The 21,733-nt window shown below is 52.4% G+C and carries 24 protein-coding genes and 1 pseudogene; 16 read left to right on the top strand and 9 right to left on the bottom strand.

Annotated elements, in window-relative coordinates:
- Nucleotides 1-798, bottom strand: a complete 798-nt coding sequence (locus AABB29_RS09295; RefSeq protein WP_341367187.1) for an ATP-binding cassette domain-containing protein — start codon at nucleotides 796-798, stop codon at nucleotides 1-3.
- Between the two features lie 62 nt (nucleotides 799-860).
- Between AABB29_RS09295 and AABB29_RS09300 the strand changes: the two genes are divergently transcribed.
- Nucleotides 861-1,508: a TetR family transcriptional regulator C-terminal domain-containing protein gene (locus AABB29_RS09300; protein ID WP_341367186.1), complete on the top strand. Its 648-nt coding sequence runs from the start codon at nucleotides 861-863 to the stop codon at nucleotides 1,506-1,508.
- A gap of 381 nt (nucleotides 1,509-1,889) precedes the next feature.
- Here the strand turns inward: AABB29_RS09300 and AABB29_RS09305 are convergent, their stop codons facing one another.
- Entirely contained in the window at nucleotides 1,890-2,585 is a 696-nt protein-coding gene (locus tag AABB29_RS09305) for a helix-turn-helix domain-containing protein (protein WP_341367185.1), read from the bottom strand.
- Nucleotides 2,586-2,737: 152 nt separating this feature from the next.
- Here AABB29_RS09305 and AABB29_RS09310 point away from each other — a divergent pair, with 152 nt between their 5' ends.
- The 5 genes from AABB29_RS09310 to AABB29_RS09330 are packed head-to-tail and all read left to right on the top strand — an operon-like array spanning nucleotide 2,738 to nucleotide 6,315.
- Nucleotides 2,738-3,199 carry an SET domain-containing protein gene (locus AABB29_RS09310; RefSeq protein WP_373636914.1) on the top strand — a complete coding sequence of 154 codons (462 nt, stop codon included), beginning with the start codon at nucleotides 2,738-2,740 and terminating at the stop codon, nucleotides 3,197-3,199.
- 13 nt (nucleotides 3,200-3,212) lie between these two features.
- Nucleotides 3,213-4,151, top strand: a complete 939-nt coding sequence (locus AABB29_RS09315; RefSeq protein WP_341367184.1) for a ThiF family adenylyltransferase — start codon at nucleotides 3,213-3,215, stop codon at nucleotides 4,149-4,151.
- A gap of 34 nt (nucleotides 4,152-4,185) precedes the next feature.
- Entirely contained in the window at nucleotides 4,186-4,731 is a 546-nt protein-coding gene (locus AABB29_RS09320) for a hypothetical protein (protein WP_341367183.1), read from the top strand.
- A 51-nt stretch (nucleotides 4,732-4,782) separates the two neighbouring features.
- A complete protein-coding gene (locus AABB29_RS09325) occupies nucleotides 4,783-5,511 on the top strand; it encodes a YqcI/YcgG family protein (protein WP_341367182.1) in 729 nt (242 codons plus the stop codon).
- Between the two features lie 15 nt (nucleotides 5,512-5,526).
- Complete coding sequence (locus AABB29_RS09330; protein WP_341367181.1) at nucleotides 5,527-6,315, top strand: carbon-nitrogen hydrolase family protein; 789 nt, start codon at nucleotides 5,527-5,529, stop codon at nucleotides 6,313-6,315.
- A 9-nt stretch (nucleotides 6,316-6,324) separates the two neighbouring features.
- On the opposite strand, the gene AABB29_RS09335 is transcribed toward AABB29_RS09330, so the two are convergent.
- Nucleotides 6,325-7,188 carry a DMT family transporter gene (locus AABB29_RS09335; protein ID WP_341367180.1) on the bottom strand — a complete coding sequence of 288 codons (864 nt, stop codon included), beginning with the start codon at nucleotides 7,186-7,188 and terminating at the stop codon, nucleotides 6,325-6,327.
- 1,105 nt (nucleotides 7,189-8,293) lie between these two features.
- Here AABB29_RS09335 and AABB29_RS09340 point away from each other — a divergent pair.
- From AABB29_RS09340 to AABB29_RS09355, 4 genes and pseudogenes are all read left to right on the top strand, one after another.
- On the top strand, nucleotides 8,294-8,692 hold the full coding sequence (locus tag AABB29_RS09340; RefSeq protein WP_341367179.1) for a GtrA family protein: 399 nt from the start codon (nucleotides 8,294-8,296) through the stop codon (nucleotides 8,690-8,692).
- Nucleotides 8,693-8,773: 81 nt separating this feature from the next.
- A complete protein-coding gene (locus AABB29_RS09345) occupies nucleotides 8,774-10,564 on the top strand; it encodes a hypothetical protein (protein ID WP_341367178.1) in 1,791 nt (596 codons plus the stop codon).
- A 140-nt stretch (nucleotides 10,565-10,704) separates the two neighbouring features.
- Nucleotides 10,705-11,430: pseudogene (locus AABB29_RS09350) on the top strand (IS6 family transposase).
- 279 nt (nucleotides 11,431-11,709) lie between these two features.
- Nucleotides 11,710-12,057 (top strand): hypothetical protein, encoded by a 348-nt coding sequence (locus tag AABB29_RS09355; RefSeq protein WP_341367177.1) that lies wholly within the window; start codon nucleotides 11,710-11,712, stop codon nucleotides 12,055-12,057.
- A 139-nt stretch (nucleotides 12,058-12,196) separates the two neighbouring features.
- Here the strand turns inward: AABB29_RS09355 and AABB29_RS09360 are convergent, their stop codons facing one another.
- The 5 genes from AABB29_RS09360 to AABB29_RS09380 form a co-directional block, all read right to left on the bottom strand.
- Complete coding sequence (locus AABB29_RS09360; RefSeq protein ID WP_341367176.1) at nucleotides 12,197-12,562, bottom strand: hypothetical protein; 366 nt, start codon at nucleotides 12,560-12,562, stop codon at nucleotides 12,197-12,199.
- A 143-nt stretch (nucleotides 12,563-12,705) separates the two neighbouring features.
- Nucleotides 12,706-13,119, bottom strand: a complete 414-nt coding sequence (locus AABB29_RS09365) for a hypothetical protein (protein WP_341367175.1) — start codon at nucleotides 13,117-13,119, stop codon at nucleotides 12,706-12,708.
- Between the two features lie 10 nt (nucleotides 13,120-13,129).
- Entirely contained in the window at nucleotides 13,130-13,606 is a 477-nt protein-coding gene (locus tag AABB29_RS09370) for a hypothetical protein (protein ID WP_341367174.1), read from the bottom strand.
- 323 nt (nucleotides 13,607-13,929) lie between these two features.
- The gene (locus tag AABB29_RS09375) at nucleotides 13,930-14,136 is read right to left on the bottom strand and encodes a hypothetical protein (protein WP_341367173.1); all 207 of its coding nucleotides are present in this window, start codon (nucleotides 14,134-14,136) and stop codon (nucleotides 13,930-13,932) included.
- Nucleotides 14,137-14,428: 292 nt separating this feature from the next.
- The gene (locus AABB29_RS09380; RefSeq protein ID WP_341367172.1) at nucleotides 14,429-14,929 is read right to left on the bottom strand and encodes a porin; all 501 of its coding nucleotides are present in this window, start codon (nucleotides 14,927-14,929) and stop codon (nucleotides 14,429-14,431) included.
- 357 nt (nucleotides 14,930-15,286) lie between these two features.
- Here AABB29_RS09380 and AABB29_RS09385 point away from each other — a divergent pair, with 357 nt between their 5' ends.
- Together AABB29_RS09385 and AABB29_RS09390 are read left to right on the top strand one after the other, a co-directional pair.
- Complete coding sequence (locus tag AABB29_RS09385; protein ID WP_341367171.1) at nucleotides 15,287-15,769, top strand: hypothetical protein; 483 nt, start codon at nucleotides 15,287-15,289, stop codon at nucleotides 15,767-15,769.
- Between the two features lie 53 nt (nucleotides 15,770-15,822).
- Nucleotides 15,823-17,025, top strand: coding sequence for an alpha/beta fold hydrolase (locus tag AABB29_RS09390; RefSeq protein WP_341367170.1), 1,203 nt, complete (start codon nucleotides 15,823-15,825; stop codon nucleotides 17,023-17,025).
- Between the two features lie 556 nt (nucleotides 17,026-17,581).
- Here the strand turns inward: AABB29_RS09390 and AABB29_RS09395 are convergent.
- The gene (locus AABB29_RS09395) at nucleotides 17,582-18,484 is read right to left on the bottom strand and encodes a LysR family transcriptional regulator (RefSeq protein ID WP_341367169.1); all 903 of its coding nucleotides are present in this window, start codon (nucleotides 18,482-18,484) and stop codon (nucleotides 17,582-17,584) included.
- A 108-nt stretch (nucleotides 18,485-18,592) separates the two neighbouring features.
- On the opposite strand from AABB29_RS09395, the gene AABB29_RS09400 reads away from it, so the two are divergent.
- The 4 genes from AABB29_RS09400 to AABB29_RS09415 are packed head-to-tail and all read left to right on the top strand — an operon-like array spanning nucleotide 18,593 to nucleotide 21,671.
- Nucleotides 18,593-19,066 (top strand): nucleoside deaminase, encoded by a 474-nt coding sequence (locus AABB29_RS09400; RefSeq protein ID WP_341367168.1) that lies wholly within the window; start codon nucleotides 18,593-18,595, stop codon nucleotides 19,064-19,066.
- A gap of 33 nt (nucleotides 19,067-19,099) precedes the next feature.
- Nucleotides 19,100-20,095: an ABC transporter substrate-binding protein gene (locus AABB29_RS09405; RefSeq protein WP_373636890.1), complete on the top strand. Its 996-nt coding sequence runs from the start codon at nucleotides 19,100-19,102 to the stop codon at nucleotides 20,093-20,095.
- Nucleotides 20,096-20,100: 5 nt separating this feature from the next.
- Nucleotides 20,101-20,880, top strand: a complete 780-nt coding sequence (locus AABB29_RS09410; RefSeq protein ID WP_341367166.1) for an ABC transporter ATP-binding protein — start codon at nucleotides 20,101-20,103, stop codon at nucleotides 20,878-20,880.
- Entirely contained in the window at nucleotides 20,880-21,671 is a 792-nt protein-coding gene (locus AABB29_RS09415; protein ID WP_341367165.1) for an ABC transporter permease, read from the top strand. Before AABB29_RS09410 ends, AABB29_RS09415 begins: the two co-directional genes overlap by 1 nt.
- Nucleotides 21,672-21,733 lie beyond the last annotated feature (62 nt).

The following is a 21,733-nucleotide window of genomic DNA, read 5'->3' on the forward strand; positions in this document are numbered from 1 at the left end:
TTATGAACGGTGAATGGAACTGACAAATGCGCGGCATCTGTCGCTGGATGGGTTGTCAAAGACCTGACTTGGCGGGCCTTCTTCTTCGATAATTCCGTTGTGCAGATAGATCACACGATCCGACACTTCGCGGGCGAACCGCATTTCATGTGTGACAAGCAGCATTGTGCGCCCTTCTTCGGCTAATTCGCGGATCACGTTCAGCACTTCGCCGACAAGTTCAGGGTCAAGTGCAGAAGTCGGTTCGTCAAACAGCATCACATCCGGCTGCATCGCAAGGGCCCGCGCAATCGCAGCACGTTGTTGCTGCCCGCCCGAAAGTTGCGCAGGGTATGCATCGAATTTTTTTCCTAATCCAACGCGTTCAAGCACGGTCTTAGCTTCGGCCATTGCGTCAGACTTGGGGCGTTTTTGAACGTGAAGGGGGCCTTCCATAACGTTTTGCAGGACGGTCATGTGCTGCCAAAGATTGAAGGATTGAAAGACCATGCCCAGACGGCTGCGAAATCTCTCGGCTTGCCGTCGGTTGGCGGCTTCTAACCCTGCTTTTCCAGTCTTCAGCGCAAGCGTTTCGCCGTCCAGGATAATGTCACCTGCCGTAGGTTTTTCCAGCAGGTTCACACAGCGCAACAGGGTACTCTTGCCAGACCCACTGGCGCCAATCAGCGATATGACCTCGCCCTTCTGTGCTGACAACGAAACGCCTCGTAGCACTTCGAGCGAGCCGAACGTCTTTCGCAGGTTTCGCAGCTCCAGACTATTGGCTGGGTGTTGTGAATTGGCAGCGGTTGTGGTCATTCATACACTTCTATCACTCTCTAATGATGGCTATACAATTGTATAGTCGCAGGAAAAGCAAGATGGTTGTGCGATATGACGCAAAGCTGGAACACGGATTGACCATAATTCAGGCAAAAACACCGCCGGATGATGGAAAAACGCGTCTCATAAAGGGCGCGATGCATTGCGTCGCCGATCACGGGATTTCTGGATCAAGTGTCCGCAGGATTGCCGAATATGCGGGTGTCACACCGGGCCTTGTGCGGCATCATTTTGGAAACAAGGATACGCTGCTGGCAGAATGCTATCGTGACCTGAACACACTGGCCTTGCAGCGTATGGCACAATCGTTTGCGGATGATGGGCAAACGCTTAGCGCGCAACTCAGGGCGGCCCTTCATGCTTTCTTCCCCGAAGACCTGCGGGATGTTCGTAAGATGCGCGTCCTTGTTGCATTTTGGGGCGCAGTGCTGACCACAGACGCCTTTGCGGATGTTCAGAAAGAAACGAACTCTGCGTTTTATGATTTCCTCGCGGGCCTGTTGCGGCGACACTTGGGGGATCGCGCAGATTTGGCAATGCTTGCAGACGCCGTTATGGCATTAATCGACGGGCTTTGGTTAGAATGCTGTATGAACCCGGACCACATGACGCCAGAGGCCGCAATTGAGAGGGCGCATCATTTTTGCTGCCTTGCGCTAGAATCTCTTCAGTCGGTCGATAGGTGAGCTGGAACACTCGAGTGCGATTTGTGGCAGTAAGCTCGATCGCAAGACTGATTACAAGCCACGGCAAGATTCGCAAAGAACAAGCATAAGCGGCCCCGTTCTACCCCCAAATCACGTAATTGTTGCCTAAGCAGTCATTGGCGCAGCAGCGACGAAAGCTCACTTTGTCCCGCATTGCGTGAGTTCGCTTGTACTGAGAATTTGCAGGCGCAGCGAATGTCTCCTTCGACCGGCCGCATCGCAGTATTTAATATCGTCGACGGATGGCGGCTATGAGCCCATAGCGGTCATCATAGATTTACGTTGCGTGCGCTCGCAGAGCATAGATCGCTGCAAGTGCATAAAATCTGCTGTTGCTGCGCAGCCCCAAAAAGTGGCCATTTATTCAACGCCCACAAGTAACTCGCTCGGCTCACTGTCCAATCCTAGTTCACTGACAAGGAACTTCTTACCAAGATTTGTCACCGTGACGGAACGGTCATCTCTTGTTCTTTCAATAAACGACTTAGAAAGCATGCCTTGCGCGATCGAAGAGCCAAGTATCCCAGCGACATGCGGCCGCCGCTCGCTCCAATCCAAACATCTCGGTGCAAAGCGTCCCCTTTTTCTTGAAATAACGTGGGGATCAATTTCTAGCGCTCTAAAGAGAACGTGTTCTGTGTCCAGTAGTTGAAAACTCTCATCATTCATTGCCAAGACGCCCCCTCTAACCAAAACATCCGTGATTGAAGTCCCCAATCTTCCAGCCAGGTGATTATAACAAAATCGACCGGTCCGCAGCCGGTCTTCAACAGGTTTAGGCTCTCTTATACTGAGATCTAATTTCGTGGCGAGCGCTTCAATTGCTTCGGCAATATCTTCACTCGCCAACTCGAAGTACCTGTGACGTCCGCACTTTCTAACCTTAATCACGTTCAGTTCCGTGAGAATGGATAAATGACTACTGGCTGTTTGCCCAGAGATTCGCGCACGGTATGCAAGTTCACTGGCCGGGAGCGCTTTGCCTCCAAACAGAGCGATGAGTATGGCGACCCGGCTTCGGTGGGAAACCGCTTGTCCAAAACTTTCCAGCTCCAAAATCTCGTCCTTTCAATTGGTTACGATAAACATACTTGGAGTCCGAGTGCCCAGTATCAATGACATTTCGCCATTCATCGTAGCGTTAAGAATTGCAAAAACCTAGCTGTTAGGCAATCTGAATCTACCATCATAGGTTGCAGGAGCACATGATGAACCTTGCCACTAAAGAGAGCATAGAAGACTTAAGCGAACCTACCAGTTTCGAGTTATTTCAAGCAAAATTGGAGATTTCTAATTGCGTTCACAAAGGGCGCTGTTTGGTTGCCGCGCAGTCTTTCAACCAGGGAGACCTAATCGTTGAAGCACCGGCATACGAACTTCCGAAGTGTGATCTGGACCCCGTCCGGCGCTTAGATTTGTACAAGTACATTTTTTTCGACCCATCGGTATACCGTTCGCACAGAGATCACGCGGAACCATACCTAGTTTTTGGCCCGCTGGCATTTTGCAATCACTCACCATGTCCGAATGCCTTTGTTCAATGGTACAAGCATGGCTCCATAGTCACCGTGAAACTTCGGGCCAGTGACGACATCTCGAAAAATGAAGAAATTACAATGCGGTATGCGAATATCGGTCAGTATCCTGGCGCGTCAAGTTGGGAACAATAGAGAGGAAAGAGAAATGTTGAAGAAACCAAGAATTATTCGCCACGATGCGAATTTTGACGAGAAGTTTTACTGGGATCGGGTAAATCGCAACGGTTGTTTCTTAGGCGTAGACGAAGCTCAGCAACGCTTGTCGCAAGAAAAACTGCGCGACTCTGTTGTGGGCGTTGCTGGATGCGGCGGTATCGGCGGTCTTCTTGCTATGACACTAGCCCGCCTTGGCGTCGGTCACATTAAACTAGCCGACCCCGACAGCTTTGAAGCATCAAATATCAATCGTCAGCTCGGCGCTGGACAAAACACGTTAGGTCGCAACAAAGCGATTGTTGTCGGCGAGTTCGTTCGCGAAATGGTCAGCGATGTGACCCTTGAGGTGTTCCCAGAAGGGATCCAGACCCATACTGCCGAGACTTTTGTCGATGGATGCGACTTGGTTTTCGACCAAACCGATGTTTACCTGATAACTGAACGCTATGCTCTTCATGACGCGTTCCAGAACCACGAACGCACAAAGTGCATCCTTGCTTCATGTGTTTGGGGTTGGGGCGCAAATATCTACAAGTTCGAGCGAGGAGGGGTCACACTTAAGGACCTCTTTCAAATTCCAGAAGGAAAAAAGCTCGATAAGGATGATGTTGACACCCTCATTAGAATGCAGCTCAATTATCTCCCGCGATTTCCTGACTTGGATGGTATTCTCGATTGGATGGGTGATGTTGGTAACGTCCCGATTAACGCAGTAACACCGCCGCTTTCATGCTATATGTTGGCCACTCGAGCAGCTCTTGTTCTCTGTGATCTGGAGAAACAGCCTTACTGTGAACCGCTCCCACCAGTACCCTCTTATTATTGGTATGATTCCGCCACTTGGCATAGCGGCATCCATCAATTTGATGGAAATTGGGTCAACATCGATGAGCACCAAAAGCACTTCAAGGGTGCAAAGGTTGCTTGAGTGATTAGGGATGGTTTCCTGGATAATCGAGCATATGGGCGATCCGCCCCAGGATACCATCTCCGTCTGGACAACTGTCTACAAAACGGAGCTCGGTTGGATCGCCGACGTGGATGAGAAATTTGTCTGTGACGATTTCCATAACGGATGCGTACACCTACTGGCCTATCTCGATGGTGAGCCTGTCGGTACTGCTAGGGTCGTTTTTCCATGCAATGGATACCTTCCCTGCGAAGGAAAAGCAAATGACAAGACAGTTCTCCGTGATTGCAAAAACAAGGCTGAGATTACGCGAGTTATGGTCATAGACCGTTTTCGCAAGATGACTTTTCCTTGTTATCCGAACGGTATTTATGACGCACTTATGCAACGTGCCATAACCGTTTGCCAATCGAACCTTGTTGAACTGGTAGCAATGGATGTGCGTATACAGAGCAGCAAAAATAGCATCTTCCGCAGCCTGAAGAAGTTCGGCTTCCTGCCTACCGGGATCTCATATCCTGACCCGTTGGGAGTCCACTTTCCCGATTGTACGACCGTGATCTTAGACACGAAATCCAAGGTCAGGCAGCCAGTTTAGCGAACCTCTCGCGAGGCGAACTGCCCAAGCACTGACAAGGGAGCATCGACTATGCTTATTGCGCAAAAGGAAATACCCGAAACTTCACCTGCTTGGCACCACACGGTGCTCCACGATCTAAGTCTCCGGCTGGAAGATGAGCAAGGATTCCCCTGTATCTTTTCAAAAAACGCTTTCGCTCGTGGACTTGTTAAGCTGTGTTTTGTCGAAGACAACCTTAGCCAATCACTCCGTCAGTTGGCAGATGACTTACGCTTGTACGTCAAGTTGTCAGACCGGTGGGATGGAAATCTTGGAACAGCCTATCCCCTTGTCGTGGCATTCTCACAAAATGCCATCCAGTCTCAGTCATTGGAAGATTACCATGCGTTTGGATGGTGGATTCTACAGCAACTTCATGACTTTGATGAGAAGCCCTGGCCAGAGGGAGTTTCCACGGATCCGCACCACCCGTATTGGAGCATGTGCTTTCACGGGATGCAGATCTTCGTCAACATGAGTTGCCCTGCTCACGAACAGAGGCGTAGCCGAAACCTGGGCAGTCATTTGCTATTTATAATAAATCCAAGAGAACGTTTCGATGTCGTGGCGGGTGACACTGACGCGGGTCGAAAGGTGCGCGCCAATATTCGATCAAGGATCGAGAAGTATGACCAGCAAAGCCATTGCCCCCAACTAGGCAGTTTCGTGGCGGGTGAAATAGAATGGTGGCAGTATGGCATAACAGACGTAAACACCACCGACCGCGCAGACAAGTGCCCCTTTCGATCGAATACCTGACTGATGGCTGGCCAAATGCGGATTTCTTTTGTCACAGGTGCTTCCGCTGACACGCCTTTCGTTGATCAGCTGGAATGTATCTGCCGTAAGGCACTCGATCAGCGGTCTGACGCCATACTGTTACCCGAAATGCCTGCTGGCAAATGGGTCTGTGAAAACAAACCGTTCGACGCAGCGCTTGCCCGTAACTGGGTCGCACAACACGAAAAAATTGAGGAAGCATTGTTGGAAACAGGGTGTTCCTTCTTTTTCACTCGGCCGGTTGCTTACCGTGGTCGGTTGGCGAACCAAGCTATGTTTTTATCAGAATCCCATCGGAAAGTTCTCCATACCAAACAGATTTTTCCCAACGAACCTGGCTGGTTTGAGTCCGACTGGTTTTTGCCGGGCACCGATCAGTTCCGAACGATGAAACTTGGCGGCGTAACTGTGGCGTTCTTGATCTGCACGGAGTTGTTTTGGCCAGAAATGGCCCGAAGCATGTTTGATGAAGAAATCGATGTTTTCTTAGTACCGCGCGCAACAGGTGGGTCAGAAGAAAAATGGTTGGTAGCGGGGCGCTTACTGTCCCATGTTACTGGTTCATTTGTAGCAAGTAGCAACCGGAATCATGTCGTACAATCAACTGACACTGGCTTTTTGGTACGTCCGGACGGATCATTCGAAACGCACTCAACGCCACAGTTGGAACCGGAAGTCTCAACTTTCACAATGGATACAAAGTGCGTTTGCGATGGGAGACGTAGCTATCCTGCCTATATCAAGACTCCTTATCGATTGGTTCCTTGTCGCAACGACACATGATTGCTGAGTTTAAGAACTCGCCCGTCTTGCTGTTCCGACGATGTATATCAGAGATGCTGCGACAACTAACGCGCCGCCGAGCACCGTTTTTGTGCCAAGTTCTTCATTAAACAACATGAATGCCCAAACTGGTGCTAAGGGTATTTCCAAAAGTCCGAGAAGCGCCGCTGCCAGTGCGGGAATCCTAGATACCCCGGCTAAGTAAACACCAAACCCAAGACCTACATTCACGAGGCCGTAGAGTGCTAACCAGGTGAAGTCTATGGTTGATACGGCAAAGCCGGTCGAAAACGGCGCAACAACCAAAACTGCTAAATATGCTGACAGATAGGCGCATTTGGAAGAGTTGGCTGACGGGAAATATTTTGCCAGGACAGTGATTGCTGCCATAAAAATCGTCATTAGCATTGCAAGCCCTAACCCGACAAAATCTAAAAAACTTTGCCCTCCCCAAGCCAATATACCGATACCAAAGGCGCTTCCGACAGCTGCAATGATCCCGACAGAGGTTGGCGTTTCATGCAGAAGTAACCAGGCAAGAACCATTGTCACCAGCGGCACCGCACCGTACACGAACGCTACGTTGGCAATTGATGTGAAGAAGAACGCTGAAATGAAGCAAGTCATCGCAATGGCTGAGACACCTGCAATGATCACTTCACCAGTTGAGAACTTAAGCAGATCTTGTAGCCCTTTGTCGCGCGACAATCCATAGTGGATGAGCATTACAGCAAGCCCACCAAATACAGAGCGCCATAGCAGAGTCGTGGCTATATCCGTCGATACGACCCTTGTGAAGAGTCCGGCAGTGCTCCATGACAATGCAGCAATGATGACTAGGGTGTATCCGGTTAGTTCGCCACGTGATGTCATTTTGTTCCCATAGACGCATTTACGTTGCCTACAGTAGATGAAATTGCCCACGCCAGCTAAGCCAATCAGTTCGAGAGTTGTCGAGGTATTGACTAGAGGCACGATAGCCAGTCGTGGCCCCGATAACAGCGGGAAACCAAGATTGGTGTCGCTCGCTATGTTGTGTCCAGCACCCCCCAAAGTTTGGATTGTGGCTCGGTCATATGACTAAAGCGACTGCTTTGACCGCATCATCCGTAGTGCAGCAAGCGCAAACGCAAAAAGCGTACCGACGTTGCATCGGCAACTCTGCGTTTGTAAATGGCGGTTCCGTCCAAGTGTCGGTGGTCCGTGCTCACAGCCGCGAAAGCACGGTACCGCTTCACACCAGATCAACACGCCCGAATGACCGGTTCGGCGACTTGTGCCGCGTTGCAACGTTAGACTTGCCGCCCACGCAAAAAAATGCTGCGTCAGCGAAGATCCAAGGTTTAGTCTGTCCGCCATACTGTGAGTTCGCTTGTGCTGAGATTTTGCAGTCGCAGCGAATGGCTGGTTCGACGGGCCGTACCGCAGCATATTATACCTTAGACAGACGACGGCTTTGGGCCGTCTTCGATGAGCCACTTTACCAAACAACTGCAGATGCTGCGCATGCTCCGAGGACCGCAAGGAGCCCCAAAGTAGTGTAGCAGACATTCAAACAAGACTGCCAGACAACCGCACTGTCCGCGATCCGTCAATTCGCCAGACCCCCAATTTCGCTGTTGCAGCGAAAGTCCGGTTTGTGGACCGCACCGCAGTATGGATCGCTCTCCAAGGACGGCACGACGAATGCACATTCATGCACCTTCGACAGTGGCAGTCGCTCGACATGCCCTTAAGGCTCAGTTTTTACACTTGCTCAGCCGATTTTTGATAATGGCTGCCTTTAAAATCAATCGTGATGTATGAACACCCGCATTCAAAATCAGAAGCACGCGGCTAACACAACATTGCCAGACTGCCAAATGCACAGATATTTGCGACAGAACCGATTTGGTTGTCTTGATAAGGTTCAATCGATCGGGCAAAAACGTCTACAATAAGTAATATCTGCGACGTTATCCTAAGGGACCAGTGGCTGATGATGAAATCAGAGTTAGTGACGCAGATTATGCGCTTTGGTGTCGTCGGCTCTGTCGGCTTCATAGTTGACGCGAGCTTGCTTTGGCTATTTTTGTCACTCGGTGTCAATCCATACCTAGGACGTTTGATGTCTTTCCCGATCGCTCTCGTGACGACATGGGCACTGAATCATAAATGGACGTTCGGTGCGACACATCACGCACACCGCAAGGGGCATTTCCGACGTTATTTGGGTGTGCAGCTGACGGGTATGTCTGTGAATTATATGACCTATTCCCTTGTCATTACCATTTTGGGAAGAGACGATTTCGTGATACTTTCAGCACTTGTTGCGGGTTCCTTTGTTGGGATGTTCATTAATTTTTGTGGTGCTCGATACATCGCATTTCGGGTCTAGTAGCTCTGACCGAACAACGCGACGCCCCTTACCAGGACTACGAATAACAACCCTGATACCCTACAAGATTGGCTTCTTCTCATGCAAAAGATCGACGGAACTAGCATTCCAATCGAAAAAGCCTTTTGGGCAGTACTGGTCCTTGTCATAGCCATTATCTTGCTGAAGGCTGGGGTTGCCTCAGGTGACATCCGGTCAGTCTTTTCGACCGCAGGAAATGATGAAGTCATGCGCCTGGTTGTTGTACGCGACTGGCTGGGAGGGCAGGCTTGGTACGACACCACACAGTACCGGCTGATGCCGCCGGAGGGCGTTGTGATGCATTGGTCGCGGTATTTGGACGCGATGATCGGAGCCATTATCGTGACACTGTCATGGGTGGCTCCAATTGAAACCGCCGAGATGTTGGCTGTCGCCATCTGGCCCACGATATTGATGCTGCTTTTGGTGGCTATGTTCGGGTTTGGAACACGTCGTATCTTTGGCCCCGGACCGGCATGTTTTGCAATGTTTTGTGCGGTGTTTTGGCCTTTTACCTCTGATTTTTATTTCAGTGTGGGCCGCATTGATCATCATAATGTGCAAGTAGTGATGCTGGTGGTCATGACATTGTCGGCAATTTGGCCCAATCGTATATGGACGTCAGGGTTCTTAGCCGGATTCTCTGCCGCGTTCTCGCTGGCCATTGGGCTGGAGAACCTGCTCTACATCCTTGTGCTTGGTCTTTTGCTGCTTATTCGTGCAATTCTCGATGTGGCCGAGGGCACTAGCCGACGCCTTCTGGCCTTTTGTCTTGCGCTGCCTGTCGCTGCCATCGTGTTCTGGATTGGTCAAACACCGCCCGCGCGTTTGCTATATCCAGTGTGCGATCAGCTTGGTACACCAGTCCTGACGTTGATTGCAATTGCTGTTGTGGCAAGTGCTGCGGGCATGTTGCCGTTGATCAAGCGTCCATTGTTTCGTCTGGCGATCAGCGGAGTGGTGACGATTGTTGGTTGTGCTGTGGCTTGGCCACTTCTTAGCCCCTGCCTTGCCGGTCCCTACGCTTTGCTTCCAGAGGTCGTGCAGAAGATCATTAGTGGTTCGATAAACGAAGCGCTTCCGGCAGTCCTATTCGCGTCGAAGTTTCCAATTTTGTATAATAGTATGATGACTCCAGCTGTAGGCGCAATCGGGCTTGCTGCTTTGATTTGGTGGTCAGAACGAAAGCGCCCGGATGTTGATGCTGTGCAGCGAGATGCTGTGGGTCAGTTGTTGTTCCTGAGCTTAGTCGGTTTTCTGGCATCGTTTTCTCAAATCAGATTGTTGTCTATGACATCCCCTGCCGTGGTGCTATTGGCCGGCTACGGCTTGTGGCGTTTGTTTTGCGTCTGGCGGATCACACGACTGGCGGGTGACGCTGCGAAGTCTATGGCCGCGAGCGTGGTCATACTCGCCCCATTTCTGATCGAAGCTCCCTTGCGACAACTGCAGCCTACGGTGCAAGCGCAAGGGGCAAGCCAAAGCGGCAGCTGTCGTGATTTTGAGGCGATGTCGGCGTTGGGTGATTTGCCTCCGGAGCAAGTTTTGACCCCCATGAACTTAGGTTCGTTGTTGCTGTTGGCGACGCACCACCAAGCACTATCCGGTCCATACCACCGTAGTTCGGATGCGTATACTAACGGACTTTTACCTTTTCAGATGCCTGAAGTTGAGATGAAAGAGTATGTCATCCGAAGTGGAGCCGTTTATTTGATGTTATGTCGTGGTGCAAACTACGGCGATGGCTTTGCAACAGAACTTGCCAAGGGCAGTGCGCCAGATTGGTTGCAGTTGGTGGATGTCGAAGCCGGAAGAATCATGATGTTTGAAATTCTATTACCTGACATCTGATGTTCCTACAGAGCGTGCCGCACAATCTAAAATTGCTGAAGTCCATGATGGGAGGTTCTGTCGCAAATATCTATGCATTTGGCAGTCTGGCAATGTTGTGTTAGCCGCGTGCTTCTGATTTTGAATGCGGCTGTTCATACATGACGATTGATTTTAAGGGCAGCCATTATCCAAAATCGGTGGTTCTATATGCGGTTTCTTCTACGTCCGTTACGGGGTTTCATATCGCGATCTTGAAGAGATTATGGCCGAACGCGGTGTTGATGTCGACCATGCCACTCTGAACCGTTGGGTTGTGAAATACGCGTCACAGATTGCTGCTAACGCGCAAGCCAAAAAGAGACCAACGGCCTGTTCCTGGCGCATGGACGAGACTTACATCAACGTTCGGGGCAAGTGGACCTATCTGTACCGTGCAGTCGACCGTGATGGTTAAACGCTTGATTTCATGCTCGCGCAGAATCGCGACACGGCTGCAGCACGGCAATTTTTCAAAAGTGCAGTTGGCATCAACGGTATCCCGGAGCGTATCGTCCTCGACAAGAGTGGAGCAAATCTTGTTGGATTGCAGAGTCTCAATGTCATCCTCAAATTTACGGGTATTGGTCGGTCCACCGGCATCGCGCAATCTAAATATCTTAACAATATCGTTGAGCACCCCTCTCGGTGATTGCCGCGCATTCATCTGCCGGTCAAGGGATCATCGTTTCATCAAGCGGATCACACGCCCAATGCTCGGCTGCAAAGCGTTCCATTCGGCGGCAGCAACATTAGCTGGGATCGAAACAGCACACATGATCCGCGAGGGCCAACTTGGCCAAGCAGGCACCTCAGCATTCAAACAATTTGCTGAACTCGCTGGATAACGGTGTCCGCAGAAAGCCGCCCTACAAGCTAACCAAAAATTTGCGACACAGCCGGTTTAGGTCATCTCTTGGGTTCTGTCGCAAATACCGCTGTTTGGATCCATAAGTGCTGACCGCAGACAAATATGGCGTACTATCCCATATAGGATATTCCGTTTGGGGCACTGTCGCTTAGCGTTGTGGGCAAGGATTTGACTGCCGTTCACGCAGCTTTGCATCTGTATTGCTTGATAATTGTGTCGGATCAATTGCGTGAAATGCCTTAAAAACAGGATCAAAATGAAACATCATATTCTTTGCCTTTTGTCCATAGCCACGCCAACCGTCGGCTTGGCCCAATCCTTCGGTGATGTCGCTGGTTGCGCCGTTGCAAGCGGTGCCACTGTGCAGACCGACACACTGTTTTTGTGGGACGGCGATTTTGTTCACCGCATGGAAGCGCGGTGCCCGGTGACCTTTACCCATCGGATCGGCGGTGGGGCCTTTTTGCTGGATCTGACATGCGAAGGGGAAGGTGAAAGCTGGAACGTGTCCTACCTGCTTGAGCCAACCGCCGATTCAGATGGCTACCTAGCCACGCCCGCTGGTGGCGAGGGGCCGTGGACAGAGCTGCGTTTATGCGAATGACCGGTGGTTGGAACCGTATGTCTAAGGCTTCAAGCAATCGACCTGAAACTTGGATCGTTGCTCGGCTCGTTGCTCGAATGCGAAAAGTGCTAAACGATAGTTCAGGTCAAAAGTCGAACCCGACACCAGTCGCCAATCCCTATTTTTCTGCCTTGGGATAATAAGGGGTTCCAATCAGGCATGCCGCCAGCACGATCTTGATGGCGAGCAAACACCCACATGCCGCCAAAACATGCATCACGCTATTTGGGCGCGGCACATAGTCCCAAGGCAACACCTCAGCGATCGTGAGGACGCTAAAGACCACCAGCATCATGTCGGGTAAGCCGCTGAGCGCGACCGCAACCGTACCCAATTGACCGGATTTGAACACAAACAACAAACAGGTCAGCGCGATTGAAAAGACAACCCCGGTTACGATCAGAGGCGGTTCCATCCCAAAGGCCAGAAAGTCCCGCAGGTGACCGCTACTCACCTCAGGCACCACCAGCATACGACGATACATAACCCCAACGCTTAAAAGCGCGAGAAACCCCATCGCGGTAACCAGATTCACCGCCACGAGAATATTACTAAGAGCAGGTCGTTTTTCAAATGTCATTGGATTTTCGCGGCCAGTTTTTGGTTGGGTTTGTATGGAACCTGCGTTCAGTCGATAAACGAACATAGATAGCTATCATGTGCCCAGCCCCGCACGGGCAGCGCACGGTACTCTTGCGGATAACCGGCCGGTGTGTGTGTCCGTGATCCACTGACAACCCGCACCCAATTGCCGATACGATCCCTCGTGTCGACCTCAAGAATGGCCAATCGGTTAAACGCCCTCACTTGTTCATATTCTGACCCTGGCCCGTCACGCACCGACAAGAACCCGTCTGGCCCATTCACATTGCAAACCATTGCTGAAAAAACGCCCGGACTATTGTAGGGCCACGTATCCACGCGTGCGAGCCCGCTAAGATAGACGGACCCGTAGGTTCGATCTTCTGCAAGGCCAGCTGTCGCGCAGATCACAGACAAGAACATCGTAACAACACATTTCATATTCGTTTTCTCTGTCATTTTCAGATCGTTAACGATTGAAGGTTTCCAGTTCCAACCGCGCGTTACAGTATTCCCCATCATAGGTGCCCACCCAGACATCAACCCGGCCATCAAGCGGGCGCGTGAGAACGATACGTGGATCAAGGTTTCCGTTATCGTCATCATCGTAGTACCAATTTGTTGAAGCGGTATTGATCAGCAAAGCAGAGTCGCATTCACTGACGACGCTAAGCACAAGCTGGTACCTGCCCATTTCGCTGAGGTGAAATGAGAAATCCGGGGACGCGGTAAAATAGCCCGCACCTGTGTCTGTGCCAGGCTGGATGTGGCGGCAGTTCCAAATGTAATTCTCCCCACCTGCCACAACACCGTAGGATTTCCTGGCAAAAAGTTGCGGCCCGGATACCCTGTGCGTCTCGGACGCTGTCTGATTATAGCTGGGGCATGCTGCGGCAGCACTGGATAGGCCAATTGTCGTCGCGATGGCGCAAAATAAATACTTCAAGACACATTCCATTCTAACGTGATGATACAAGCCTGCAGACTGGCTTGGTTCTGATTACACGGTTAACAATAGTGTCGGAGACATTTGGCGGAATATCCCAAACGGGATAAAGGCGCGAGATATCGGCGATGCTTATGATAAACCCAAATCGCATAAGCGATGATTTCACGGGAAAACGACAGCCCTTTAGGCGTGGCATATCAGACGGAATTTTCATTCAAGCCAGCTAAAAGGCAGAAGAACTTGGCAATGCCAATGACCCTATTTGGACCCATCGGCGCTGAGTTCAAACAGGCCGTGACCAATGCGCGGCTACGCAAGCATTATGCATTCAAAGGCGGGAACATCCGGTGCCACTTGCGAAAGATCAAAGCTGCAAGACACAGTGTAAAGCCGCAGCCAAATCCATCTGCCCCCAAAAAGTTCACACTTGCTAGCCGGCCGATAATCCCGGTCAGGAAGCCACAACCGATTCCAACGCAGGCTGCGACTGACACAAACCAAACCAGTTCTAAGATATGCTGTTTCATCGCCACCCTTCGTCCCTTGATGACCGTGCAATGCTTGCACAGGATAGATAATTTTTAGCATGTCCGCTCCGACAGCCAATATCCTATGTGGGATATTGGCTTCTGTCGCAAACACGACGTTTGGCCGCGGAGATGTGTTCTTTGACCACAATTGTCCAGCGGCTGCAGCAAACCGCTTGAATGCTGAGATGGCTGTATGACCAAGTTGGCCCTTGCAGATCATGGGGGTTCGCGTGGACCCCCTCGGTTCTGCAAGGAAGTTCTAACCTAACTGGCGACGCTGGATTAATGGCTAGAATTTGTATGACGCGCGAAGAGACAGCACATTTATATCCAAATCCACACCAGATGCTGTACTTGTTGTGACGTTAAAGTCTTCGATACGGCTCGAAGAATACTCGGCACCAAGCAAAAAGTTATCTCCAACAGCATACATTATGCCGATACCCACCATTGGACCCGCGCCATCAGCCGAAGTTCCGTCGATAGACATGTCGAATTCCGTCGAACCCGCGACAACATATGGCATGATCTTTCCAAGATCGTAGCCAGCGCGGAGCTTGACCACAGCGGTGTCATACTCTTCATTCGCCGTGCCAACAGCCAGATCGGCATCAAGTCTATTATACGCAAACTCGCCACCAAGAACAAATTTTCCGAAGTCATACATGTAGCCGACATGTGCGCCAACTGCGCTCAAGTCCTCAGTCCCACCGACCCCCACGAATTCCCCAGCCCCCAGCTGTGCACCGATGTAAAAGCCGCTCCAATCTTCTGTGATTGGTGCTTCCACGGTTGCGATCGTCGGTATTTACTCTGGAGCAACGGTTTGAAGACCACCAGCGGCTACCGAAAAAGGCGCTGCGGCCGCACAGACCAAAACAGCAAATATTTTATGCATTCTCATAGATTTCATCCGTTATTTAGCGTTTCACATCGCTCCTGAAGAGTTGCCGTTCGCAACATCTCGTTCAGGAGGTCAGCATTTTGTTGTGGGATGGTTATGGTGGTGCAAATGTCCCAGTTGGGATAATCGCGCATTTTGCGCCGGAACGAGATTGAACTTTTGGGACTTACACGGAACCATTCCAATGCACAGAATTCCTGATTTGCTTTACATGGCCGATATGATTTAGCGCCCTCGGGGCGTGTGAAAGCTTTTGAGAAGATGAATTTAGAAAGATCAGCGGCCGAATTCGCAGAACTAAGTGACGCGGAGATTGTGGCACTTGCATATAAACTGTCGGCCGGAACCGAACGTTATAATGCTTTGTTCCATGCTTTGACCACAAGGCTTGACAATGCTGCTGGGCCGCAGCCGGATGCCCCACCCCCCGATGAGGTTGTCGCGTCGTCATTGTCCCAGCTTGAGCCACATTTCGAAAATGCGACCGATTTGTTACATGATGTCCTTGAAAGAAAGGAAAAGCCGAAACACTCTGTCAGATCGATGGAGAGCGATCTTCGGCCATGTATGCTGGTGTCGGCGACAGGGCGGCTGAACTATGTGAATCGTGCGGCGCGCCAGCAATTTGATGTCACGATCGGCGACTATCTTTCACAGATACATTTTGAGCCGGGCCACTTCGCAAGGTTCAACAAGGCACTTATTGAACCCCTGAGGGGACGCTGACTGCAACCTTTAGCCTTGCCCGGGCAGATAAAGAAGGTTTCACGCAGGTCACCTTGCGACATGTCACCAATGATGACGACAACACAACCGTCGGTCAAATTGTGGCGCTCACATCGTCTTGGAACGATAGTCTGGCGCAAAGATTCAAAAGCGCCATGAACCTGACACCTGTGGAACTGGACATCGTGCGGACAATTGTCATGGGACGCAGGTTGAAACACCTGGCCGAGGCCCGCGGTCGCTCTGTTGGAACTGTGCGGCTGCAAGCCAAGCAATTGCTCAAAAAGCTCTCGCTGAACTCGCAAACCGAACTTGTATCGCTTTATGCAAGCTTTGGTGAGCTCACAATTGGATCGTCAGCGGATAATTCAGGCGGACAAGCCGAAGCTGATCCGCAGAAAATACATGTTTTGCCCGACGGTCGCAATCTATGTTATGCGATGGCGGGCCCCCGCGGTGGCATGCCTGCATTGTTTTTTCCGGCGTTGATCGGTGGGATCACACTCACACCGTTTATGCGGCAGTGCTTGTTCGAAAGTGATATATTGCTTATCACGGTCTGGCGCCCCGGACTTGGCCAGAGCGACCCTGATGGCCCGCCTGGCTTTGAAAGTTTTGCACGCCATTGCGCGGATATTGAACATCTTTTGGATGAGCTAGACATATCTGCCTGCCCCGTCATTGGTCATGTTACCTCAGCCATGTTTGCCTGTGCTATGGCGCATTACTGCCCCGAACGTGTATCACATGTTGTCTGCGTGAATGGGATTGTGCCCAGCTATTCTGGCCCGCATGTCCAACATCTTAGCAAAATCGAGCGCCTCCGCGCGTCCGTGCTGCGCAGTGCCCCGAAAATCGCACGCATGCTGGTCCACAGTTTGTTGGCCAAAATCGAAAGCGGCTTTGACGACGAGTTCCTAAAGTCTTACCTTAAAAGCCCCCAAGATCAAAAGACCATACGCGATGATGCCATCCGATCCGGGTTTCGCAATGCCCATGACATCATAACAGCGCAGAGTTACGATGGTTTTTTGCATGAGCTACAGTTGGCGGCGCTCGATTGGCGCCCGCTTTATGATAATCCGACAAAGAAGATCACGTACCTCATCGGAGATGAAAATCACTGTTACACGCCGAAAGCTGTTGCTGTGTTTATAGCGGATCGGGCCAAACTGCATTTTGAAACCGTTGAGAATGCAGGTCATCTGTTACTTTATCAGAATTTCAAGAAGATACTTAAGCAGGTAAAAAGCTAGGGCATTATTTTCGGCAATGGGGTCGTCTTAGTCAAGGGATTTTGCGCAGTCGAACTGATCCGCCAGAGCGATCCGGTTCTGTCGCAAATATCTGTGCATTTGGCAGTCTGGCAATGTTGTGTTAGCCGCGTGCTTCTGATTTTGAATGCGGCTGTTCATACATGACGATTGATTTTAAGGGCAGCATTATCCAAAATCGGTGGTTCTGTCTGACGTCAGCGCTTATGGGTCCAAATATGGTTAAGACCAATGTGCGTTCGGGGCTTGTTACGCTCGTAAATGCGAGGAGCGTCAAACTCCGTTTCGTCGCGCATTCGGATGATTCAAAATTTGATGTAGTTAGCGACCGTAGGGAATGCTGGCAATGTCTGCTTTCGGGAAGCTGCATCGCAGCACTGGAACCAGCACTGAAGGTCTCCTTCGGGCCGAAACGGATTGCTAAGAGCTGTTTCGGCCCAAGCAAGCACTTGCCGACGTGCCCTTTAGGCATGTCGCTTAAGTGGGAGTCGTCTAAACGCAAATGTCAGATACTGGTTAACAGCACCTCTGTCACGGTCTATTCCCCAAGATCAGTCAACGTTGTTTGAATCGCCCTCATCACGACGGGCGTTGCAGCCGCTAAGTCGTTCCCACGGCAAATCGCTGTTGAAAGTGTCTCGGTCAGTCGCCGAACGGCCAGCGGGCGGAACGTTAGTCGCCCTGCATCGACATCATGGGCCACGTCAGGCCACGTCAGAAAGCCGACGCCGCGACCACGCCTGAGAAAGTGCAAAATAGCTGGAACTGAATTGCTGGTGACATGCACGTCCGGGCTGACCCGCACGCTGAGGATTTCGCCAATCAACCGTGTGTGCATTGACAGCGCCGAACTGGGCAGGCACAGCGGAAAATCCAGCGCTTCCTTAAGTGAGATCGGCCCTTCACCCGACGGCCCATATCCCGGTGCGGATACCACGCCGAGGTGATATTCCTTGGTGTCCGCGACGACCATGCTGGTGAGTTTGGGCAAGTTGAAAGCGACGACGACATCAAGCTCATGCGCTTCGGCGCGACTGATGATTTCAGCCGTTGAACCGATGACCAGATCCAGTTCGACGTTGTTAAAACTCTCTTCCAGACGCTCGATCACGGACGGGATCCATGTGTCGACCAGACTGGCCATGGTGCCAAGTCGCAAACGCAAGTCTGCCTTTTTCTGATCGCGATGGAAGTGTTTGGACAAGGTGACATCTGCGGCCAGCCACTCGGTCGCCGCCGCGCGCAGCTCCGCCCCTTCGGCGGATAGAACGACCCCTTCGGAGCTGCGGATCAGGAGCTTTTTCCCATAGCTTTCTTCCAACATTTTGATCTGCCTGCTCAGCGCAGGAGCAGAGATGTTCAGCTTTTCAGCGGCAGCGCGGATCGACCCGGAATGGGCCACAACCACAAAGGACTTCAGTTCTTTGGAAAATGCGGACATGGCTTAGTGTTCCATTTTTTCGTACACGGCGTGCGTTTTATTCTACTTTTTCAAACACACTATTTGATCCTAGGATCGGTGTAACCACCCAAATACCGAAAGAGCCCGATGACCCCCCGTGATTTAGAATTGCTACAAGAAACCATCTGTCTGGCCGATCAGTCCCGTGAAACGGGCAACCATCCCTTTGGCGCGCTTTTGGCGGATGCAGATGGCAAGATCCTCCTCTCAAGCGGAAACACCCACAGCACCGATGGGGGCACGGGGCACGCAGAGCTGAACGTCGCCCGCGCCGCCGCCGCGCAATTCACGCCGGATTTCCTTGCGACCTGCACGCTCTACACCTCGGTCGAACCCTGCAGCATGTGTGCTGGCGGCACCTATTGGGCGGGCATTGGCAGGCTGGTTTACGGCATGACCGAAGAACGCCTCGCCGTGCTCACGGGTGACAACGAAGAAAACCTGACGATGTCGCTGCCCTGCCGAGAGGTTCTGGCCGCAGGCCAGCGCGACGTCACTGTCGAAGGCCCCATCCCCGAACTCGAAGAAGACATTGCACGATCACACAAAGACTTTTGGTGATCCCCCAATCCTCCCAACCATGAAGGAAACATCATGAGAAAACAGATCATTAGCACACTCGTACCAGCCCTTTTCGCAGCCGGCGCTGCCACGATGGCGACAGCACAAGACGTTGTGACCTACCAGCTCGACTGGCTGCCCGGCGGCGACAAGTCCCCGATCTATGTCTGCATCGAAGAAGGTTTTTGTGCCGATGCAGGGATCGAAGTAGAAATCGTGCCAGGTCGCGGCTCAACAGAAGCGATCACCAAGATCGCGACAGGCACGTCGGACATTGGCAGCGCCGATATCGGTGCACTGATGGCCGCTGCGGCTACGGAAGAGGTGCCCGCCACGGCGATCATGTCGATCTTCAACACCGGCCCCCATGCGTTCTACACCTTGGCAGGCAACGGCATTGAGAGCTTCACGGACATCGAAGGCAAATCGGTCGCGACGTCGCCATTCACCTCATCCAACGTCTATCTGCCGCTGGTGTTGGCCGACAACGGCCTGACGGAGGACGCGATTGAGCTGACCAACGCCGACCCCGGCGCGCTTGGCCCCCTGTTGATGACGGGCCGCACCGATGCGATCATCGCATGGCTGACCAACGTGTCGATCTTTGAAGCCCAAGCCGCGGAGGCAGGCAAGGAGCTGATCATTCTGCCATGGTCCGATGCGGGGCTTGAGCTCTATTCAGCGGCGCTGATCGCCAATGATACCTTCTTGGAAGAACGCCCCGATGTCGCTCGTCGGTTTGTCGCAGCCTTCACGCAGTCTTTGGAATTCGCCAATGCGAATCCGGCGGCGACGGGCGCGGCTGTTGCAGCGATTGTCCCCGAACTGGATGCGGCCATGGTCGAGGCGGCGTGGATGGACTCGTCCGTCTTGGCCTTCAACGAGATCACCGAGGCCTTCCCCCTTGGCTCATTTGATGCAGACCGCGTGGCAAAAACATGGACGCGCGTCGCCGCCGCCCAAGACCTGGACCCAGCCGCTTTTGACCCCGAAACGGTGATCGACCGGTCGTTTGTTGCGGCGGAGTAAAACCAATGGTCCGTGCTCCTGATGCCATCACCTTTGCCGACGTTGGGCAGACCTTCGCAACCCGGACAGGGCCTCTGACGGCGCTGTCTGGGGTGGACGTAGCAATCAAGCGCCATGAATTTGTGGCCGTCCTTGGGCCTTCGGGCTGCGGAAAATCAACGCTTCTGCGGCTCACTGCGGGGCTTGTGAAACCCACCGAAGGCACCGTCAGCGTGTTCGATATGCCAGTCACACAGCCCCGCGATGACGTCGGGATCGTGTTCCAGCAAGCAACACTTTTGCCCTGGGCCAATGTCGAAGACAACGTCGCCTTTCCCGCCAAACACATGCGGGGGCGCATCAGCAAACAAGACCGTGAGGTTGCGCAAGATGTGATTGCCAAGGTCGGCCTGGCGGGTTTTGAAAAACGGCTCCCGCGAGAGCTTTCAGGCGGGATGCAACAACGGGTCGGCATTGCACGGGCCCTGTTTCGCAACCCCGATATCCTGTTGATGGATGAACCGTTCTCGGCGCTTGACGCCCTGACCCGTGATCAAATGGGCTACGAACTGCTTGATCTTTGGCAATCCAGCCCAAAGACGGTCCTGTTTATCACACACTCCATCCCCGAAGCCTTACTGCTTGCCGACCGTATTCTGGTGATGAGCGCGCGGCCCGGCAAAATCATTGCAGACTACAAGGTGCCGCTGGGGCGTCCGCGTGATGAACACACCTTGCGTGCCACAGAAATCCAAGACCTCGCCACCGAGCTACGCGATCTGTTGATCGCAAAGGAGACCGTCTGATGTCCCTCCCAACCCAAGACCCTCTGATGGCCCGCTTGATGCGCACGCCCGGCTTGTTGCCTGCACTGACCTTCGCCATTCTGTTGATTGTGTGGGAAGCCTCCACATGGCTGTTCGCCATCCCGACCTATATCCTGCCCGGCCCGTCACGCATCATCGGCGGCTTTGACGCAGTCCCCTTTGCCCGCTGGATGGAACATATCTGGGCGACCCTGCGTGTGGCCTTGATCGGGTATGTCGTCGCAATCGTTGTGTCGTTGCCCATCGCCGTGGGCCTTGCAAAGTCGGAATTCATGGCGCTGGCGTTCTATCCGCTTTTGGTTGTCATCCAATCCGTGCCCGTCGTCGCTGTCGCCCCCATCATCATCGTGGTGCTGGGCACCGATGACGCGCCGCGTGTGCTGATCACCTTCCTGATCGCATTCTTCCCGCTGGTGGTTTCCATGACAACGGGGCTGCGGGCGACGCCGCCGGAACTGATCGAACTGTCCAGATCCCTGCGCGCGCCTGCGTACCGCGAGATCACACAGATCCGCCTGCCTTTTGCGACGCCTTACATCTTCTCCGGGTTGCAAATTTCCATCACGCTTGCTGTCATCGGGGCCGTCGTGGCCGAATTCGTCGCAGCGGATGCAGGCATCGGATACTTCATCCAGTTTTCAACATCCATGTTCCGCCTGCCAGAGGCTTGGGCCGGTCTCACATTGCTCGTCGCGATGTCGCTGGTCTTGTTCCAAAGCGTGGGCCTCGTCCAAAAGCTGATCATGCCCTGGTCTCTGCCTAAAGAGTGAACCAGAGCGTGGGTTGCGGAACCAGTTGTCGAATGGTCTGGAGATTTCGTGGTTGCAGCGAA

Source organism: Yoonia sp. BS5-3, assembly GCF_038069655.2.
GTDB lineage: Bacteria > Pseudomonadota > Alphaproteobacteria > Rhodobacterales > Rhodobacteraceae > Yoonia > Yoonia phaeophyticola.

Bases quoted from the DNA above. Each gene is read 5' to 3' on its own strand.
- AABB29_RS09295 (WP_341367187.1), bottom strand. From the start codon at position 798: ATGACCACAACCGCTGCCAATTCACAACACCCAGCCAATAGTCTGGAG.
- AABB29_RS09300 (WP_341367186.1), top strand. From the start codon at position 861: ATGGTTGTGCGATATGACGCAAAGCTGGAACACGGATTGACCATAATT.
- AABB29_RS09310 (WP_373636914.1), top strand. From the start codon at position 2,738: ATGAACCTTGCCACTAAAGAGAGCATAGAAGACTTAAGCGAACCTACC.
- AABB29_RS09315 (WP_341367184.1), top strand. From the start codon at position 3,213: ATGTTGAAGAAACCAAGAATTATTCGCCACGATGCGAATTTTGACGAG.
- AABB29_RS09320 (WP_341367183.1), top strand. From the start codon at position 4,186: ATGGGCGATCCGCCCCAGGATACCATCTCCGTCTGGACAACTGTCTAC.
- AABB29_RS09325 (WP_341367182.1), top strand. From the start codon at position 4,783: ATGCTTATTGCGCAAAAGGAAATACCCGAAACTTCACCTGCTTGGCAC.
- AABB29_RS09330 (WP_341367181.1), top strand. From the start codon at position 5,527: ATGCGGATTTCTTTTGTCACAGGTGCTTCCGCTGACACGCCTTTCGTT.
- AABB29_RS09335 (WP_341367180.1), bottom strand. From the start codon at position 7,188: ATGACATCACGTGGCGAACTAACCGGATACACCCTAGTCATCATTGCT.
- AABB29_RS09340 (WP_341367179.1), top strand. From the start codon at position 8,294: ATGATGAAATCAGAGTTAGTGACGCAGATTATGCGCTTTGGTGTCGTC.
- AABB29_RS09345 (WP_341367178.1), top strand. From the start codon at position 8,774: ATGCAAAAGATCGACGGAACTAGCATTCCAATCGAAAAAGCCTTTTGG.
- AABB29_RS09355 (WP_341367177.1), top strand. From the start codon at position 11,710: ATGAAACATCATATTCTTTGCCTTTTGTCCATAGCCACGCCAACCGTC.
- AABB29_RS09360 (WP_341367176.1), bottom strand. From the start codon at position 12,562: ATGTATCGTCGTATGCTGGTGGTGCCTGAGGTGAGTAGCGGTCACCTG.
- AABB29_RS09365 (WP_341367175.1), bottom strand. From the start codon at position 13,119: ATGACAGAGAAAACGAATATGAAATGTGTTGTTACGATGTTCTTGTCT.
- AABB29_RS09375 (WP_341367173.1), bottom strand. From the start codon at position 14,136: ATGAAACAGCATATCTTAGAACTGGTTTGGTTTGTGTCAGTCGCAGCC.
- AABB29_RS09395 (WP_341367169.1), bottom strand. From the start codon at position 18,484: ATGTCCGCATTTTCCAAAGAACTGAAGTCCTTTGTGGTTGTGGCCCAT.
- AABB29_RS09400 (WP_341367168.1), top strand. From the start codon at position 18,593: ATGACCCCCCGTGATTTAGAATTGCTACAAGAAACCATCTGTCTGGCC.
- AABB29_RS09405 (WP_373636890.1), top strand. From the start codon at position 19,100: ATGAGAAAACAGATCATTAGCACACTCGTACCAGCCCTTTTCGCAGCC.
- AABB29_RS09410 (WP_341367166.1), top strand. From the start codon at position 20,101: ATGGTCCGTGCTCCTGATGCCATCACCTTTGCCGACGTTGGGCAGACC.
- AABB29_RS09415 (WP_341367165.1), top strand. From the start codon at position 20,880: ATGTCCCTCCCAACCCAAGACCCTCTGATGGCCCGCTTGATGCGCACG.